Origin of the sequence: Brevibacillus invocatus (genome assembly GCF_003710915.1) — a bacterium.
Classification (GTDB): domain Bacteria; phylum Bacillota; class Bacilli; order Brevibacillales; family Brevibacillaceae; genus Brevibacillus; species Brevibacillus invocatus.
Window position 1 is genome coordinate 12,017 of sequence record NZ_RHHR01000008.1, and the last position, 17,660, is coordinate 29,676.

Annotated in this window: 20 protein-coding genes and 1 other annotated feature (1 of these 21 cut by a window edge); all 20 genes read right to left on the reverse strand. The window is 49.1% G+C overall.

Annotated elements, in window-relative coordinates; genetic code table 11:
* Positions 1–165, reverse strand: a binding site (T-box leader) (it extends 110 nt beyond the left edge of the window).
* A 57-nt stretch (positions 166–222) separates the two neighbouring features.
* Entirely contained in the window at positions 223–708 is a 486-nt protein-coding gene (locus EDM52_RS03695; protein ID WP_122907657.1) for a DivIVA domain-containing protein, read from the reverse strand.
* Between the two features lie 107 nt (positions 709–815).
* Positions 816–1,589, reverse strand: a complete 774-nt coding sequence (locus EDM52_RS03700; RefSeq protein ID WP_122907658.1) for a YlmH family RNA-binding protein — start codon at positions 1,587–1,589, stop codon at positions 816–818.
* 13 nt (positions 1,590–1,602) lie between these two features.
* Positions 1,603–1,863, reverse strand: a complete 261-nt coding sequence (locus tag EDM52_RS03705) for a YggT family protein (RefSeq protein WP_122907659.1) — start codon at positions 1,861–1,863, stop codon at positions 1,603–1,605.
* A gap of 29 nt (positions 1,864–1,892) precedes the next feature.
* Positions 1,893–2,312, reverse strand: coding sequence for a cell division protein SepF (locus EDM52_RS03710; RefSeq protein ID WP_122907660.1), 420 nt, complete (start codon positions 2,310–2,312; stop codon positions 1,893–1,895).
* Positions 2,313–2,361: 49 nt separating this feature from the next.
* The gene (locus EDM52_RS03715) at positions 2,362–3,060 is read right to left on the reverse strand and encodes a YggS family pyridoxal phosphate-dependent enzyme (RefSeq protein ID WP_122907661.1); all 699 of its coding nucleotides are present in this window, start codon (positions 3,058–3,060) and stop codon (positions 2,362–2,364) included.
* 21 nt (positions 3,061–3,081) lie between these two features.
* Positions 3,082–3,906 carry a peptidoglycan editing factor PgeF gene (gene pgeF, locus EDM52_RS03720; RefSeq protein WP_122907662.1) on the reverse strand — a complete coding sequence of 275 codons (825 nt, stop codon included), beginning with the start codon at positions 3,904–3,906 and terminating at the stop codon, positions 3,082–3,084.
* Positions 3,907–3,984: 78 nt separating this feature from the next.
* Positions 3,985–4,269, reverse strand: a complete 285-nt coding sequence (locus EDM52_RS03725; RefSeq protein ID WP_122907663.1) for a YlmC/YmxH family sporulation protein — start codon at positions 4,267–4,269, stop codon at positions 3,985–3,987.
* A gap of 159 nt (positions 4,270–4,428) precedes the next feature.
* A complete protein-coding gene (gene sigG, locus EDM52_RS03730; protein ID WP_092267774.1) occupies positions 4,429–5,208 on the reverse strand; it encodes an RNA polymerase sporulation sigma factor SigG in 780 nt (259 codons plus the stop codon).
* A gap of 147 nt (positions 5,209–5,355) precedes the next feature.
* On the reverse strand, positions 5,356–6,078 hold the full coding sequence (gene sigE / locus EDM52_RS03735; RefSeq protein WP_122907664.1) for an RNA polymerase sporulation sigma factor SigE: 723 nt from the start codon (positions 6,076–6,078) through the stop codon (positions 5,356–5,358).
* A gap of 2 nt (positions 6,079–6,080) precedes the next feature.
* Complete coding sequence (spoIIGA, locus tag EDM52_RS03740) at positions 6,081–7,043, reverse strand: sigma-E processing peptidase SpoIIGA (RefSeq protein ID WP_122907665.1); 963 nt, start codon at positions 7,041–7,043, stop codon at positions 6,081–6,083.
* A gap of 349 nt (positions 7,044–7,392) precedes the next feature.
* Positions 7,393–8,544 carry a cell division protein FtsZ gene (gene ftsZ / locus EDM52_RS03745; RefSeq protein WP_122907666.1) on the reverse strand — a complete coding sequence of 384 codons (1,152 nt, stop codon included), beginning with the start codon at positions 8,542–8,544 and terminating at the stop codon, positions 7,393–7,395.
* Between the two features lie 267 nt (positions 8,545–8,811).
* The gene (ftsA, locus tag EDM52_RS03750) at positions 8,812–10,065 is read right to left on the reverse strand and encodes a cell division protein FtsA (RefSeq protein ID WP_122907667.1); all 1,254 of its coding nucleotides are present in this window, start codon (positions 10,063–10,065) and stop codon (positions 8,812–8,814) included.
* A 140-nt stretch (positions 10,066–10,205) separates the two neighbouring features.
* Positions 10,206–10,553 (reverse strand): small basic family protein, encoded by a 348-nt coding sequence (locus tag EDM52_RS03755; protein WP_122907668.1) that lies wholly within the window; start codon positions 10,551–10,553, stop codon positions 10,206–10,208.
* A gap of 2 nt (positions 10,554–10,555) precedes the next feature.
* Positions 10,556–11,299, reverse strand: coding sequence for a DUF881 domain-containing protein (locus EDM52_RS03760; RefSeq protein ID WP_122907669.1), 744 nt, complete (start codon positions 11,297–11,299; stop codon positions 10,556–10,558).
* 19 nt (positions 11,300–11,318) lie between these two features.
* Positions 11,319–12,029, reverse strand: coding sequence for a DUF881 domain-containing protein (locus tag EDM52_RS03765; RefSeq protein ID WP_122907670.1), 711 nt, complete (start codon positions 12,027–12,029; stop codon positions 11,319–11,321).
* 26 nt (positions 12,030–12,055) lie between these two features.
* Positions 12,056–12,850, reverse strand: coding sequence for a cell division protein FtsQ/DivIB (locus tag EDM52_RS03770; RefSeq protein WP_122907671.1), 795 nt, complete (start codon positions 12,848–12,850; stop codon positions 12,056–12,058).
* Between the two features lie 138 nt (positions 12,851–12,988).
* Entirely contained in the window at positions 12,989–14,245 is a 1,257-nt protein-coding gene (gene murA, locus EDM52_RS03775) for a UDP-N-acetylglucosamine 1-carboxyvinyltransferase (protein WP_122907672.1), read from the reverse strand.
* A 15-nt stretch (positions 14,246–14,260) separates the two neighbouring features.
* Complete coding sequence (murB, locus tag EDM52_RS03780; protein WP_122907673.1) at positions 14,261–15,166, reverse strand: UDP-N-acetylmuramate dehydrogenase; 906 nt, start codon at positions 15,164–15,166, stop codon at positions 14,261–14,263.
* A 103-nt stretch (positions 15,167–15,269) separates the two neighbouring features.
* Entirely contained in the window at positions 15,270–16,373 is a 1,104-nt protein-coding gene (gene murG / locus EDM52_RS03785) for an undecaprenyldiphospho-muramoylpentapeptide beta-N-acetylglucosaminyltransferase (RefSeq protein WP_122907871.1), read from the reverse strand.
* 132 nt (positions 16,374–16,505) lie between these two features.
* Positions 16,506–17,600, reverse strand: a complete 1,095-nt coding sequence (gene spoVE / locus EDM52_RS03790; protein WP_122907674.1) for a stage V sporulation protein E — start codon at positions 17,598–17,600, stop codon at positions 16,506–16,508.
* Positions 17,601–17,660: the final 60 nt, after the last annotated feature.

Sequence of the window (17,660 nt, forward strand, 5' to 3'; positions counted from 1 at the left end):
ATGACTCGCTCACTTACTTGCCCTGATTACGTTGATTGTGCAACAGGCTTTCGGCTATTGAACTCCCGGGTGATATTCCGCAAAGGCAGCTGGACGGGTTTACACCTGACCCCCGACTCTCTTGGCAGCGCTTCTTTACGTACTCGTCCCGATCATCGTCACGTAAAAATATCAAAAAGTTGTCTTTCATTATAGTCCCATCATGGACCAGTCGTCAATCTTTTATTCAACGACTACTGCGGAATCTGCCTGCTCGATATCATCCCAAGCTCCGTGCTCCAGCATTTCCAGCTGAGCTTCCAAGAGTGTTCGAAAACGCATCCGGTATACGGAGGCGCGTTTTTTCAACTCTTCGATCTCTATGGCAATCTTGCGAGATTTCGCCAAGGCTTCATTGACGATCCGATCTGCGTTTTTCTCCGCTTCCTTGAGGATCAGCTGAGCTTCCTTGCGTGCGTTTGATTTGACGTCTTCTGCTGTTTCCTGTGCGACAAGAATGGACTTGCTCAGGTTTTCTTCCAATCCTTTGTAGTGGTCCACTCGCTCATTCAAGATCGCGATACGTTCTTCCATTTCCTTTTTTTCCTTGATCAGAAGTTCAAAGTCCTTAATGACCTGATCCAAAAATTCATTCACTTCGTCGATATTATATCCACGAAAGCCTGTACTGAATTCTTTATTGTGTATGTCTAGCGGCGTTAAAGGCACATGAACCCCCCACTTTTCCCGATAATCGTTGAACATTATTTCGACAAGAGTTGCAGCATTTCCTTTACGATCTTACATTTTTTTAGCATTTTTCGTTTTTTCTCATCTTATGTAACCAAGCCTACAATCATGCGAAGTCTACCGCTCCGGGTGGTACCTGAAATTTCGAGAATCTTGAATCGTCCATAGCCAGCAAACGAGACCATGTCGCCTGTCTGAAGCGGAAAGGAGGGATCCTCCATCACTCTCCAGTTTACCTTTACCTTTCCGGCCCGAAGCGGAACTAGCGCTTTGGCCCGGGACAGGTTGTATACCTCTCCAATCACAGCATCCGTCCGAGGAGACGCTACCGTAATCGTCTTTTCCTTGAAACGAGGACCCGGTGGGGTAAATGCATCCCATGACAATCGCTCGAATGAGACAGAGGTTCGGTGAATCTGAGATACTTGGGAACAAACAAAGTCTGCTACTTCTTCCGCCACGATGGCATAGCAGCCTTCTTCATTCACTAGCATATCCCCAAACTTTTCTCTCTTGAGCCCAACATGCAGCAAGGCTCCCATCACGTCCCGGTGTTCGAGTGCATGAAAGCGTTGATCCGCTACAATGTGCAGCAAGGCCAGTCCGTAATCTTCCTTTTCCACAGGAAGATAATCGGGATGAAGCAAGATACGCACACGCTCAGCTCCCTCATAGCCACCAAATGGCGAGACACGCACATCCTGTACTTGGGAAGTAAGGCTTTGATAGATCATCATTTGCCTGGGATCGACAAAATCAGTAAGGCGCATGGCCTGCTTACGCTCTACTTGCGTCAGCATTTCCAGCGCCCGCTCAACAAAAGGACGTTCTTCTTTTGAAAAATGGTCAAATACACTCATGAACGTATCCTGCCTACAATTTAATCAGGATGGAAACCAATCCGTAATGCGCAAAACGCAAAGCAATCAACGCTACGATCGGCGAGATATCAATAAATCCGAGTGGTGGAATAAACCGGCGAAACGGCGCCAGGTACGGCTCTACCAAACGCTCGAGCAGTTGACCGATTCCTGTGTCTCTCATTTGTGGAACCCAAGACATCAGGATGTAGGCGATGATCATGTACTGATATACGGTAAAAGCGAAATCTAGAATGGTAAAGAAGTAACCCATTTGCTCACCCTTTTTTTCGTCGTTGATTGTTACTCTTCAATAACACTGGAAATCGTACCTTGAATATCTACATGGTCAGGCGTACAAACAAATATCGTATCCCCTACTTTTTGAATGTCACCGTTCAATGCATAGACCGTACCGCTCAAAAAGTCGATGATCCGTTTCGCCTGGTCTTTCTCCACGCGATGCAGGTTCACTACTACTGGACGGCGATGACGCAGGTTATCTGCAATATCCTGTGCATCGCTATAATGACGGGGTTCACAGAGGATCAAGCGAATCCCCTCCTTTTCCCGTGCCTGAAACGGTACTACATTATTCGCACGTCCCGCAGGCTGACGCTTGGCGGAAGAATCCTGTTCTTCTCGTTGCTCCTCTACGGTTTCTTCTATGTACTCTTCGTTATCCAAACCCAAGAACCCCATCAGTTTGTTCATGACTCCCATCTTCCTTCCTCCTTTCTATCTCTTGATCGCTATGTGTTTGATACTTGCTTTACTCCGGCTTGACCAATACGGAACCCAGTCGGATATATGTAGCTCCCTCTTCAATTGCCACTTCAAAATCGCTGGACATGCCCATGGAGAGCTCCGTGACTTCTGCGTGAGGAAAGCCTCGATCATTGATGCGTTCCTTCCATTCTGCAAGCCCGCGAAATACGTTACGGGCTTCCTCTTGATTATCGACAACAGGCGCCATCGTCATTAATCCAACAATCTTTATATGTTTCATATTACTGGTTTCCTGCAAAAAAGCCAATACGTCATCAGGACTAAGCCCAAATTTTGTCTCTTCTCCGGATATATTGATCTGCAAAAAGCAAGAAACGACCTGATTCAGCATTTCTCCCCTTTTATTTAGCTCCTGCGCCAAGGACACGCGATCCAGCGAATGAACATAGGCAAAACGTCCGACCACTTCTTTTGCTTTGTTCGTTTGCAGGTGTCCGATAAAATGCCAGATGCCTTTGTCCCCATACTTCTCGAACTTAGGCAATGCATCCTGCAGCCGGTTCTCGCCAATATCCTCGACTCCTACTGCTAGCAGATTGCCAATCGTATCTGCCTCTACGTATTTGGTGACTGCGATGATTTTTACCTCTTCACGCTTGCGGTTCGATCTATCGCAAGCAGCCTGGATTCTCTTCTCGATCTGTTCCAGTCGTTCCTTCAATACTTCCTGTTCTGTATGCATGCTGCAACTCCACTCCTTTTCCTATTTCCAGCCTATATAGGAAGCCATGCGGCCCGTCGTTCCTTTGCTTCCCGCTTCTTTGCGATGAGAAAAAAACAGGTCAGTCCGGCAGCTTGTACACCAATCTGCAGATGAAATATGTGCAGAATTCACGCCTGCATCCACCAATATGAGCTGATTTAGGATGCGTAAATCGAGCATCCAGCGATCTTCCTTTTCAGCTGGTGTCACAGCCTTCTCCCATTGCTCAACACTCTTGCGTACTTGGTCCATAATCCGTTCATCCACCTCGTAGCAACAACCGCCAATCGATGGTCCCAAAGCTACCAGCAGATCCTCTGGTTTTGACTTGCAGGATTGTGAAAGCGATTGAACCATTTCCTCGGCAATACGCTGAACGGTCCCTTTCCAACCAGCATGTGCCAAACCAACTGCTCCGGATACAGGATCCAAGAAGTATAAGGGAACACAATCAGCATAAAAGGACGTCAAAAGCACGTTTTTCTCGGTTGTATACAAGCCGTCCGTTGCTTTGATCACATTGTCCAAGCTTTCTTTTCCCGCTCCACCTGCCATGACCCGGCAAACCTGATGCCCATGTACCTGATCCGCACAGGTCCAAACATCGAACGGCATCTCCAGCTGAGCGGCCAGCTGACGCCGGTTGGCCACCACGTGCCCCGCATTGTCTCCTACATGCAATCCCATATTGAAAGATTCGAACGGCAATTCGCTCGCTCCGCCTGTCCGAATTGTAAATCCAGCTACCAAACCTGGATGGCTTCGCTCCCATTCCAGCAATTGTAAAAAAGGTTTATCCTCAACCCGAACAAATGGCTCTCTCATCTGCTTTTTCACCTTCCTCATATGGCTTATCATACCATAGCCCAAAAGAAAAGAAAGGCTATCTGACGCCTTTCTCCCTCACTCCCTGTATTCGTCCGTCCCCCCATGTCGCGACTCCACCTTCAACGTTTCCTCCATCCGTACGAGCACGACATCCTTGCCAATCTTAACAATATTTCGCCAGGGAATCACATAATCATTGCCCGAGGAAAAAAAGCCAAGGAATTTACCCGGTCCAGGGATTACGATCGACTCCACCCGACCATGGCGAAGATCAATCTCCAGATCAGAAATTTGTCCCAAGCGCTTGCCATCCAAAATATTGACCACTTCTTTGGTTTGGAAGTCGGATATCTTCACCATTCTGACCTCACCTACTTTTCTTACGTTATTTTAGTATATGAAACAACCTGGGATTATGTCCGTTGACAAGCCTCATGAAATGAGAAATCTGGGCTGAAGCTAGGGGAACAAAAAAACCCGAACGAAAAATCCGTCGGGTATGCCTCACATAGACGCTCACTACGATTGTACGTGCTTTTGCATATGCGCGATGGCTGCCTTTTCCAGTCTGGACACCTGTGCTTGTGATATTCCGATCTCCTCTGCCACTTCCATCTGGGTTTTTCCCTCGTAAAAGCGCATGGACAAAATCATCTTTTCACGATCGCCCAGACGCTGCATCCCTTCACGCAACGCAATTTCCTCCACCCAGGTGACATCCTTGTTCTTTTCATCGCTGATTTGGTCCATGACGTAAATCGGATCGCCGCCGTCCTGATAAATCGGCTCAAACAACGATACTGGGTCCTGGATCGCATCCAACGCGAATACGACGTCTTCCTTGGCCACGTTGAGCTCCTGCGAAATCTCTGTGATGGTGGGCTCGCGGGAGTGCTTGTTGGTCAAATTGTCACGTACCTGCAATGCCTTGTACGCAATGTCGCGCAATGATCTGGATACGCGAATGGGATTGTTGTCGCGTAGATAGCGCCGAATTTCTCCAATGATCATCGGAACTGCATAGGTGGAGAACTTCACATTTTGCCCCAAATCAAAGTTGTCGATTGCTTTCATCAAACCAATGCAGCCTACTTGAAACAAATCATCCACGTACTCCCCGCGATTGTTGAAGCGCTGGATCACACTGAGCACCAGCCGCAAGTTTCCGTTGACCAGTTTTTCACGGGCCGCCAGTTCGCCGCTCTGCAGACGCTCAAACAATTCTCTCATCTCTTTGTTGGTAAGTACCGGAAGCTTGGAGGTATCTACCCCGCATATCTCTACCTTATTGCGCGTCACGTCTTTCCCTCCTCGAAGCAAGAAAAAGTTCCTAACCCGGTTGTCTTGAAAGGCCGCGTGCTGACGCGTGGCCGACGCGATCGTGGCAGTTACCACTATCTGGCTCGGTGATAGGAACAGTATCCCCTTCGAATGGGAAAATATGCGTTAGACCATCTTGTTGAATTCTTTTCGTAACCGTTTTATAATTCGCTTTTCCAGTCGGGAAATGTAGGACTGGGAGATGCCCAATAGATCCGCTACATCCTTCTGTGTCTTCTCCTCTTCCCCTGCTAATCCGAAGCGCAGCTCCATGATGATCCGCTCTCTCTCCGATAGCTTATCCAGTGCTTTTTTCAACAGCTTGCGATCTACCTGGTCTTCAATGTTTTTGTAAATCGTATCATTTTCTGTACCCAAAACATCGGATAGCAGCAGCTCATTGCCATCCCAATCGATATTCAGAGGCTCATCAAACGAAACCTCCGAACGAATTTTGTTGTTGCGACGCAGGTACATCAAGATTTCGTTTTCGATACAGCGGGACGCATAGGTGGCCAGTTTGATGTTTTTATCTGGATCAAACGTATTCACGGCCTTGATCAATCCAATTGTCCCGATACTGACAAGGTCTTCGATGTTGATTCCGGTATTCTCAAACTTCCGGGCGATGTAGACGACCAGACGCAAATTTCGCTCGATCAGCATGGCACGTACGGCTGGATCGCCAGACGGCAGACGTACGAGCAACACTTCTTCCTCTTCTCGCGTCAGTGGTGGAGGTAGGGCCTCACTCCCGCCGATATAGTAGACTTCTTCAGCTTTTGCACCAATCCATATCAGGAAACGGTACCAGGTTAATTGCAATTGTAGGCGAAGTTTTACGTACATGATTAGCCCTCCTGTTCAAGAATTCGGGTAGGTTCTTGCGAATAGGTCTCCATCATAGCGGGGTGTACGATGGCCTGATATTTGCCGTCTGCAGCCAACGGGATCGGGTTGAGGCCAATCAGAACCTTCTGCGTCTCAAAGCGATTGCCATCCTGCACGATCGTGACCGAGTCCGGTTTGATCGCTAATAAAAAATCCATTCCACGCGAAACACTACGGTAAGGAATCAAACGAATACGCGGCTGCCATTCGGCGGGAAGCTCCTCCCAGCATCCGTCCAGCTTTTCCCACATTCCACCGTTTTCATCGGCTTGTCGGAGAAGCGACGGCGGCAGGAGATGAGCCAGCATGCGAGTCTCCAAAATCATGACAGGAATGCGCGTGATCGGTTCATGCAACTGGTTTCCAGTGTCCACCAGACCTCTGCAAATGACGCGTTCTCCTGCCAGTGTAACGACGACCTCAGCGAGAAAGGTTTCGATTCGTCGAGGTTCCTGGATGGCTTGATAGCTCTTTCTTCCCAGCACATAGACCAGTCCAAAGCCGATGACTAGGATAACAAAGGTAGGCTTGAACCCTACTCCAAAGCCATCGTTATGTGTCACCACCAATCCTCCTAAAATCTCATTTTGCGGTGCTAAAAAATACTGAAGACCAAATACGCCTCCCCCAAACACAAACGCAACAAAATAAAAAATGATCAGGTTCTGGGTAAATGCCCATAAACGCTTGTTCCCAAAAGCAATCCACAGGATCAGGATGGATAACAACAATTTAACTGGCCACTGGTACATGAGGGAAAAAGACGGAAAAAAGAAAAAAAGCAGATACGTCGAGCCACAGACTGAAGCCGCAATGATCCTCCACCAGACAACTCGCTCTTTGCGAAAAAACGCTGTGAACCATAGTAATAAGGTATCAATCGCGATATTCAGGAGTAAAATAATATCAAGATATACAATCACCCTGAGTGCTCACCCCCGACCGGTACTTCAAGGCACTCTCAGCCTGCAAGAGTCCAAATACATACAGAAGAAACCGCGCTTGAGATGGCTAGCTCCCAAAATCGCCGTATCGATACTTCTTCCGGTAAAAGCAGTATATATCAATGTGTATGTAAAATCTGTCAATTCTTGACGGACTTTTTTTGGATTTTTTGTAGAACGTTTTTTCTTTCAAATGAAAGCGACGTGTAGGATACGCGAAGGGCAAAAATTGTTTGCACACCCTGAAGTCTTGATAATTTTTTAAAAGCGCAAAAAAACCTTGCCTCTAGTGGAGACAAGGTTTTGTATTGTTTTGTATTGTTTTCTCTTACTTCTTGTTGCGACGACGATTACGCAGGAACGCCGGAATATCCAGGTTATCCAGGTTATTCATAGAGAAGAACGATTTCTCGTCCTCTTCCTCTTTGTTCGCCGGACGTGTCGTGCTTGGGGTTTGAGAGATTTGTGTTGGCCGGTTCGGTGTAGCTGCTGGTTGCTGAGGACGGCGTGCAGCCGTTTGGCGCTGAGCCTCTTCAAAACCGGTAGCAATCACAGTAACGACCAATTCATTTTTCAAATCTTCGTTAATCACGGCACCGAAGATCATATTTACGTCGGGATCTGCTGCCGAAGAGACGATATCTGCTGCCTCGTTTACTTCGTACAAGCTCAGATTGGTGCCACCGGTGATGTTCATCAGAACCCCGCGTGCTCCATCAATCGAAGTTTCGAGCAGCGGGCTGGAAATGGCACGGCGAGCAGCTTCCGATGCACGACTTTCACCACTGCCCACACCAATCCCCATCAGCGCGGAACCGCGTTCTGTCATGATGGTTTTCACGTCAGCAAAGTCGAGGTTGATCAGACCAGGTACGGCGATCAAGTCCGAAATACCCTGCACACCCTGACGCAGAATGTTGTCTGCCTCACGGAATGCTTCGAGCATCGGCGTGTTTTTATCCACGATTTCCAACAAACGATCATTCGGGATGACGATCAGGGTGTCCACTTTTTCTTTCAGCGCGGCAATACCCAGTTCTCCCTGGCTGGAACGCTTGCGGCCTTCGAATGAAAACGGTCGCGTCACTACCCCTACCGTAAGGGCTCCCAATTCCTTGGCAATTTCCGCAACGACAGGGGCTGCACCAGTACCTGTACCTCCACCCATACCAGCGGTCACAAACACCATGTCCGCTCCGCGCAGTGCGTTTTCAATCAGCTCACGGCTCTCTTCTGCTGCTTTTTTTCCGATTTCCGGATTTGCGCCTGCACCAAGTCCACGAGTCAGTTTTTCTCCGATTTGCAATTTAATGTCCGCACTGGACAGCTGGAGTGCTTGGGCATCCGTATTCAATGTAATGAATTCGACGCCACGAAGACCGCCTGCAATCATTCGGTTTACGGCGTTGCTTCCGCCACCGCCACAACCAATTACCTTAATTCGCGCAAAGGATTCCAAATCCATATCAAATTCCAGCATCTTGCTAGTCCTCCCCAATTCAACATAAGAAAACCCCTATTGAGGCTTTTCAAGGATGTGCGACCACGAAATAGAGGAAAGTTCATCATGCAGTATCGGGGTATTCCTTACCGATACTGGAAGAACCTCTATCGAGGCTTAACAAGGATGAGCGATGGGTTATTCTTGCTGTATCGAGAAGCTTAGCACGATGTTTGTACTTTCCGATACAGTGAGAAAGCTCCCTCTGACAAGAAATCCTTGTCGCTTGCTTACCATTTTGAGCGATTAAATAAACTCACTGAACCAGTTTTTCACCTTTTCCATTAAGCCGCCGCCTTCTTTGTTGGGCTTGGAAACGGCTTGTTTCTGGCTGCCCTTGAATGAGGGGGTGGTACGAATGCTGCGACGCTCCATCAGCTGCAAGGCGTATTGAATCAAACCTACTCCAGTGGTGTAGGCTGGATCGCGCACTCCGATGTAATCAGGAATGGCAATTCGAACAGGAGCATCCAGTTCTTCTTTTGCCAATTCCAACATTCCAGGCATTGCGACGGTACCCCCGGTAAGTACATATCCTCCGGCAATTTCGTCGCGATACCCCAATTTGTAGACAGCATCCTCTACTAGTTGGAATATTTCGGCTGCACGAGGCTCAATAATATTCGCCAAATCTACTTGCGTAAACTGCTTTTCAACCTCGCTGCCAATTCGGTTCACCTTGAATTTGACATCCTCCGATGCTTCGTCGATCAAGGCACACCCATTTTTGATCTTCACCCGGTCCGCTACGTCAGTATGTGTACGTAATCCCAGTGAAATATCGCTAGTAATGTGATCTCCGCCAATGCCAATTACGGTAGAGGCAGCCAACTTACCCTGCTCGAATACACCAATCGTGGTAGATCCAGCACCGATATCTACAAGGACGACACCCATGTTCTTGTCATCCTTGGAAAGAGCGACTGTACTAGCAGCCAGGGGTTGTAGAATAATACCCGCCACGCGCAAATTGGTACGTTGTGCACAACGCACGATGTTATGTACAACCGTTTTGGATCCGGTTACAATGGTACCTTCCATTTCCAATCTTACACCGATCATACCGCGTGGGTCTTTTATACTACCTTGTCCGTCGACAATATACTCCTTTGGTACTACTTCAATGATCTCCCGATCCGGTGGGATAGCGACAACTTTTGCAGCCTGGATGACGCGCTGGATGTCTTCTTCCCGTATCTCACGGTCCTCGCTGGATACAGCGACAACCCCTTGTGTTTCATGCAGCTCGATATGATTTCCCGTGATTCCTACATACACTTCTTCGATCGAAACGCCAACCATACGCTCAGCATGGTCGACAGCTTCCCGGATGGCATGCACGGTTTGGTCAATGTCGACGATCACACCCTTTTTAATCCCCTCTGAGTGCGACTGGCCGACGCCGATGATGTTGATGGAACCGTTGTTGACTTCGCCAATCATGACGCGGACTTTCGAAGTTCCAATATCTAAGCTGACGATGAGTTCATTGCTTACCAAACCTGTGACACCTCCCCTGCTACGTCTTCTGTCTTGTTAAAATGAGAACACCTGCATAAATTATTCCACACAGGATAACCATTCCCTTTTTTTCATCTTGAATTTTTGTAAAAATATGACCTTCTTCCCAGTTACCTACCCTATTCCTGTTGATTGATCCAGCGGGATAGAACAATTCTCCTAATAACAGCTAGGTTATTGAACAAACGCACCCCGAAGGCCACAATCGCAGCGAGGTATAGATCGATTCCCAAAAAGCCACCGATAAAAGCCAGACCTGCCGCAAACAAGGTATTGAAGAAAAAGCCGGACAAGAAAATGCGCACATTGAACGTGCGTTCCAGGAATGAACGAATTCCTCCAAAGATCGTATCTAATCCCGCCAATAAAGCAATGGAAAGATAGCTACTATACTCCTGAGGCACACGCCAGTCCAGCAAAAAGCCGACGACAAGACCGACAATCAGTCCGATGAGCGGGAGCCACATGATTACGAATCTCCTTTTTCTTTCACTGGTTTCATGAATCGTATGCTACGTTCTTCTCTGTTGGCAGGAATGATAAGCTTGTCCCGCTTCTCGGCAAGTACATGTTTATTGGAAAGCTGAAAGTATTCCTCTACCCCTTCCAGCTTCAAGGCTGACAACAGAACTTCCGGTTCTCCGAGTGCTTTCATTTCATAAGGAGGCTGTATGGTCCTCGTGTCGATCTGTATCACATCCCCGACATTGCGAATAGCAGTAGTGGAGATCAAGCGATGTCCGTTGATGGAAACAGCTTGGGCTCCGTTCGCGAAGAGGATATTGACCAGCCACCGCAAATCCTCGTCATCAATCGAATAACCGCCGACTACTGGTGCAGACATATGCTCGTCCACAATGCTTTCGTCGAACTCGACGTCTACGATGCTGATCGCGATACCTGGCCCCTCTACACCCACCATACCAGCCATTTTACGGTTACGCGCCAGCTCTTCTCTCATGACAGACAGACTTTCGTCTTCACTCAGTGAAGTCTCGTACTGGTAATACAATTGATTGTACTTGGAGATGTCAGCTAGCAGATTTTTATGCTTTTCCAGCTCTTTTTGAAGTGAGGCCCTCAGTTCCGCAATACTTCGCGACTCTTTGTGGACCGGGTCCAGACTGCTGCGTAGCTGCACAGTCAACATCACACCTATGATAGCACTAATAATGGCAAGAATAAACGTGATTTTACGGCTTTTTTGCAACATAGCTAAACGCATCCTTCAACTACGAGTGTTTGGATTTGGCATCCCCTACGAAAGCTGGCAATTGAACCGTTGCATGCTTGGCCACGTCGATTTGTACAAAATCCTGTAGGGATTGCAGGACTCCACCTGGCAAGCTCAAGGCTCCTTCTAGTGTCCCCGGATCTCCAATCGCTGAAACGACGAAAGGAGCAGCCGACTTGATACCATTCACAATAATTGTTGGGCCGACGCAGCGGATAGAAGAGTTGCTGACCAGCCGTTGTCCATTGATGCTGATTGCTTCCGCTCCAGCTGCACGCAGCTCATTGACGACGAGTCGAACATCATGCTCATGCACGATGTAATTGGTAATATCCGCGCTGGTAGAGGCGTGTTGGGAATCCTGCATCGTAACGACAATGCCTGGCCCCTCTACAGCAACTACCCCTGCCTGCATGCGCGCGGCTTCCAGTTGGCCCAGGATGTCGGCAGCTTCTTCCTTGCGCGCTGCCATCGCTTCCTCTACCTTGCCTACCTGACGCTGCAAGTCGATCAGCTGATTTTCCAGATGACGGTTCTGTTCCTTCTCCGACAAAATCCGGTCTGTCAGCTGCGTCTCCTGCTGAAACAACTGATTGTTCATCTTTTCCGTTCTCATGAGCTTGGTTGTTTCAATCGAGGTAGCGACTAGGAATCCAGTGCTAAACGTCACGATGGTAAGATAAATTTGAAACTTGCTGCGACGTGTCATTTTTGGCTGTCCCTTTCCTTTTACTCTTACTGCGGTTTTTGAGCTTGTCCTTCATTCCCCTGCAGCGGAATAGCCTCGTCTGCTGCTCCATACGGTACGAACCAAGGCTGTTCAAACATCGATAGCACTCCCTTGGAGTCGCTCGGCAATTCCTTTACGATTGCCGGATACCAGTTCAACATCTTGTCCAGTTTGTAGACCACACTGCGCACTTCATTTCCGTCCCTCATGAACAGTCTGACTCGCTGTTTATCGTAAACCGTAGGTGTCAGTGCAATATCTGAGATCTCTCCCAGTACAGCTGGTGAAAGGCGGGATAACGACTTGGCAAGATTGGGCAGAAGCTCAGGTGCCGACCAGGAGCTGATCAATGGCCTGTCCACCACGCGTTTTGAAAAGTCCACCTGCTTGAGCACGTAACCATTCTCCAGCAATGGAAATCTCGTACCGTCCTGACCGCTCCAGAAAGCGACTCTCTTATGCTCTGTAACATGAATCTGAATGACGCCTGGAAACGAACGGGTCAGTGTCACTTCCTTGATCCCTTCAAAAGGCTGCAACGCGTTTCTCACACTGCTTTCCCAAACGTTGATAAACTGCATGTCCCGGATCAAGCCTGACTGCGCAACGATTTGCTCTGCCGAATAAATATCATTTCCAAAAACCTGGATTTGCTGCACCTTACTGTAGGGTGATTGGATAAAAACAACAATGAGAACAGTAAGAAAAAACAGTACGAGCAGAAAAGCCAGTTTGCGGTTGCCCCTTCTTCTGGGACGTTGTTGCTTGACTTGCGGGATGCGTTCGTCGTATACCGCCATCGTTCTACCCTTCCTCGCTTAGAATAGGCAAGCATGCCTGTCCTACGTTTGCCGTCAATTCGATGCGATTGGAAATTTTTGTTAATCTAAAAAACAGGGAAAGCGGCATAGCTGTATGCCGCTGAACAAAGTCCCTGCCTATATCGACACGCGCGTAATATCGGCACCAAGCTGGTGCAGCTGTTGCTCGAGCCGTTCATACCCCCGGTCGATATGATGGATCTGGTGCACGGTCGTGACACCTTCAGCAGTAAGTCCAGCAAGGACCAATGCTGCTCCTGCCCGAAGATCTGTCGCTTCTACGCTGGTAGCCGTCAGCCTATTGGCACCTCGGATGATCGCAGAGCCCAGATCTACGTATATGGATGCGCCCATTCGCGCCAATTCATTCACATGTTTAAATCTTCCCTCAAAAATCGTCTCTTTGATGACGCTCGTTCCTCTGGCCTGTGACAAGAATACCATCAGCTGCGCCTGCAGGTCAGTTGGAAATCCAGGGTAAGGCGAAGTGATGATCCGATCGTAGGCGCGAGGTCGAGAGGTGCATTTGATTTCCATTATATCATGGCGGGTCTTGATTTCAACACCACAGCTACGCGCAACCTCAATCAAAGCCGTCAGATGTTCCGGAATGGTGTTGGTCAACTCGATATGCCCTTGGGCTACCCCGGCTGCCAGCAAATAGGTGCCGGTCACAATCCTGTCGGGAATAATCCGATAGCTGACCGAACGAAGCCGCGGAACACCATTGATCTCGATGGTATCCGTACCCGCTCCGCGGATGCGCGCCCCCATCGCATTGAGGAAGTTTTGCAAATCTACAATCTCCGGTTCCCTCGCAGCGTTGCATATGCGAGTCGTCCCTTTGGCCAAAACCGCTGCCATCATAATGTTTTCGGTTGCACCTACACTGGGAAAGGAAAGGAAAATATTGGTTCCGCGAAGCTGTTTCGCTCGAAACGTAATGTAGCCTTCCGATTCTTCGATCTTCGCTCCAAGTGCAGTCAATCCAGCCAGATGCAGATCAATGCGTCTTTCCCCAATATCACATCCACCAGGCCTGGAGATGGTTACCTCTCCCAAACGAGCCAGCAGAGGACCCGCCAGAAAAATGGAAGATCGCATCTGCCCCATCAAGTCATCTGGTATCATCGGAACAGAAACAGAAGTCGTATCCAAATCCACACAGCCGTCAACTAATTTAGCATCTGCTCCTAGCGCTGATAGGATTTCCAGCATAACTTCAATATCTCGCAGTTGGGGAACGTCATAAATATAGAATTGCCCTTCCGCCAACACGGCTGCTGCCAGTATCGGAAGCGCAGCGTTCTTAGCTCCTTGGATCCGAAGCGAACCGGACAGAGGTCTTCCGCCTTCGATCGCAAAAGTCTCCAAACTTTCACCTCCGTGTTACCCCTCGCCCACCACCAGCACTTCCGGATGCAAATCGACCCCGAATTTCGTCTGGATCGTGCTGCGGATGTGATTTATCAAGGTGAGGACGTCGGTAGCCGTTGCTCCACCACGGTTGACGATAAAGTTCGCGTGTATCTCTGAGACCTGAGCTCCCCCATATCGATAGCCTTTCAGTCCTGCTGCTTCAATGAGTCTACCGGCATGATCTCCCGGCGGATTGCGGAATACACTTCCAGCACAAGGCATCTGCAGTGGCTGCGTCTCACGCCTGCGCTCCTTGTTGGCGGCGAGCGTAGCGGCAATCTCCTTGCGATCACCGGGTTGCAAGCGAAAGCGTGCTTCTACCACAATTCCTTTTCGTTGCTGCAACAAAGACGTCCGATAGCTGAAGTTCATTTCCTCATTGGTCAACACTTTCACTTCACCGTCTTCGAAGAGGATCTCGGCTTCAATGAGAATACGTGAAAGATCTGATCCATGCGCCCCAGCATTCATGTAGACGGCTCCGCCCACAGTACCAGGAATACCTCCCGCAAACTCCATACCTGTTAATCCCATCTTCCCCGTTTCCATCGCCAGGCGGATCATCGAATATCCGGCACCCACACACACCTCTTCACCCCTGAATTCACAGTGACTCAAGCCCTCAGTCACCTTGAGTACGGCCCCTCGTATCCCTCTGTCCCTCACCAGAAGGTTGGAGCCGCGCCCGATTACACTCCAAGGAATTTCATGACGATGGACGATCTGCAAGACTTTTATCAAGGACTCTTTATCCTTGGGTTGGATTAACAAATCAGCTGGACCCCCGATCCGCCATGTCGTATGATTGGCGAGAGGTTCGACGGTCCACACTTTTTCGATTCCTGCCTGTTTCAATTCTTCTGCAATCTGCTTCATTCGTGAACCTCCTGATACACATGCTAGGTCGGACGCAGTTCATATCACGTGTTTGCTCCATACTATGCGATCGCCCAGATTGGCGTGACAATCGCCCATCCGATCATTTTTGACGGACGATTTCCTGGAGTTGGCGAACGATCTTTGTCGCTGCATCTGGCATTCCCAATGCAAGCGAACCCTTCTGCATCTCTTCCCATGATTTCTGGTCATCAAGCAGCTCTGTCAGGAGCACCAGTAAGCTTTCTCCGGTCAATTCCCGTTCTACAAGTACACGTGCAGCTCCTGCCCGCTCCAAACCGCGCGCGTTTTTTTCCTGATGATTATTGGTCACATAGGGGGACGGTATCAAAATAGCCGGTACCCCTAACGCCGTAATTTCCGCCAGTGTGGAAGCACCTGCACGCCCCACCAGGATATGCGTTGCTGCTAAAACATCCGGCATATTATGGACGAATGGGAGCACGGTCATGTTGCGTGGCACAGGTCCCCTTTTTTCCAGCACTTCCGAAATCGTCTTGAAGTGAACTTCTCCTGTCACGTAGACGATATGAGTCCGATTCAGCTCCCCTAGCTGTTCCACAATAGAGAGCACCGCTTCATTAATCGCTCTCGCGCCACGACTGCCACCGAAAATCAGTACAATCCGCTTGTCCTCATCCACGCCCAAAAAACTTCTTCCTGCTTGTTTATTTCCGTGCATGACTTCCGTTGCACGTGGGTTTCCGGTCAGTACGGTCTTGGCAGCCGGGAATAAGGCAAGCGATTCTTCGAAGCAGACAGCCACTTTGGTCACAGAACGCGCAAGGAACTTGTTGGTCAAGCCCGGTACGACGTTCTGTTCATGAATCATCGTAGGAATCCCCAGCTTGGCTGCTGCATACACGACCGGACCACAGACATAGCCACCGGTTCCAATAACGACATCCGGCTTGAACTCTTTGAGCATTCTTTTGGATTCAGAGACTGCACGCAAAAAATTCCACAAGGTTTTCAGGTTGTCGAGGCTCAGCTTTCGTTTCAAGCCACTGATCTCAACCGATTGAAAGGGAATGCCTTCCCGTGGAACTATCTGTGCCTCCAATCCTTTTTTACTCCCAATATACAAAAAGGCAGCTTGCGGAGACTGGCGGGAAATTTCTCTCGCCACCGCAAGTGCCGGATAAATATGTCCTCCTGTACCACCGCCTGTTAAGACGACACGCATCACATTCACACCCTTTTTTTCCTGCATCGATTCAGTCATTTCCAACTATGAATTGTAACGCGATACAGGATGAATGACTACCCTCCAAATCGAGGTCCTTCCTCTACAGAACGGACCTCGAACGGAGAATGGCTACCTGGAAAAACGGGAGATATTCAACAATACCCCTACCCCCGTGAGCATCAGTGTCAGGGAAGAACCCCCATAGCTTAAAAATGGCAGCGTAATCCCGGTCACCGGAAACATACCGGTCACAACGCCGATGTTAATCACAACCTGGATGGCAATCATGCCAATAATGCCTAGGGCAAGCAGGCTTCCAAACAGATCTGGAGCCGTAACTGCCGTACGCATCCCTCTCCACAAGAGGAGCAAAAACAGCAGCAGGACCAGCGTTCCACCGATGAAGCCCAGCTCTTCGGCGACGATTGAGAAGATAAAGTCATTATACGGCTCCGGCAGATACAAGTGCTTTTGCCTGCTCTGTCCGAGACCCAAGCCCAGGAGACCGCCTGGGCCGATCGCGTAGAGCGATTGAATGATCTGATAGCCCGCACCTAGCGGATCAGACCAGGGATCAACAAAGGAGGTAATGCGCTTGATTCGGTAGGGCGCAGAGATGACCAGGCCGATAAAACCGACGACACCAAGCATACCCAGCGCAGCGAAGTGGCTGATTCTCGCCCCTGCGGCAAAAATCATTACGACGGCTGTTCCCATTAATACCGTCCCTGTACCCAGATCGGGCTGGAGCATGATCAAGGCAAAGCATGCCAAGGGAATCCCCAGTGCCGGAGCCAAACCCTTGCGAAATATGACGATTTGTTTTTGATTGTCAGACAGCCACCTTGCCAGGAAGGCTACGACCCCCAGCTTGGCGAATTCCCCGGGCTGAATACCAAACGCCCCAAATCCAAGCCAGCTTTTCGATCCATTTACTTCAATCCCGATCAACAGGACGAGCACCAGAAGCCCGATGCTCACTAAATACCCAGGCTTGGCCCACTGCTTCCACACCCAATAGTCGATATTCATGGTGATGTACATGGAAGTAATGCCGAGCAGGGCAAAGATCAGCTGCCGCTTGGCAAAAAAGTACGGATCGGAAAACGGCGGCTTCTGCGCCACGATGGCACTGGCGCTGTAAACCATCACAATGCCAATTCCCAATAAAAAAAGTGTTGCAAAAATAATTACGAAGTCGGGAGCTGAGCGTACCTTGCTCATGATAGCAGGTCATCCTTTCTCATGCCGTCCCGATTCTCTGATTGGTCTTTTCATAGGATG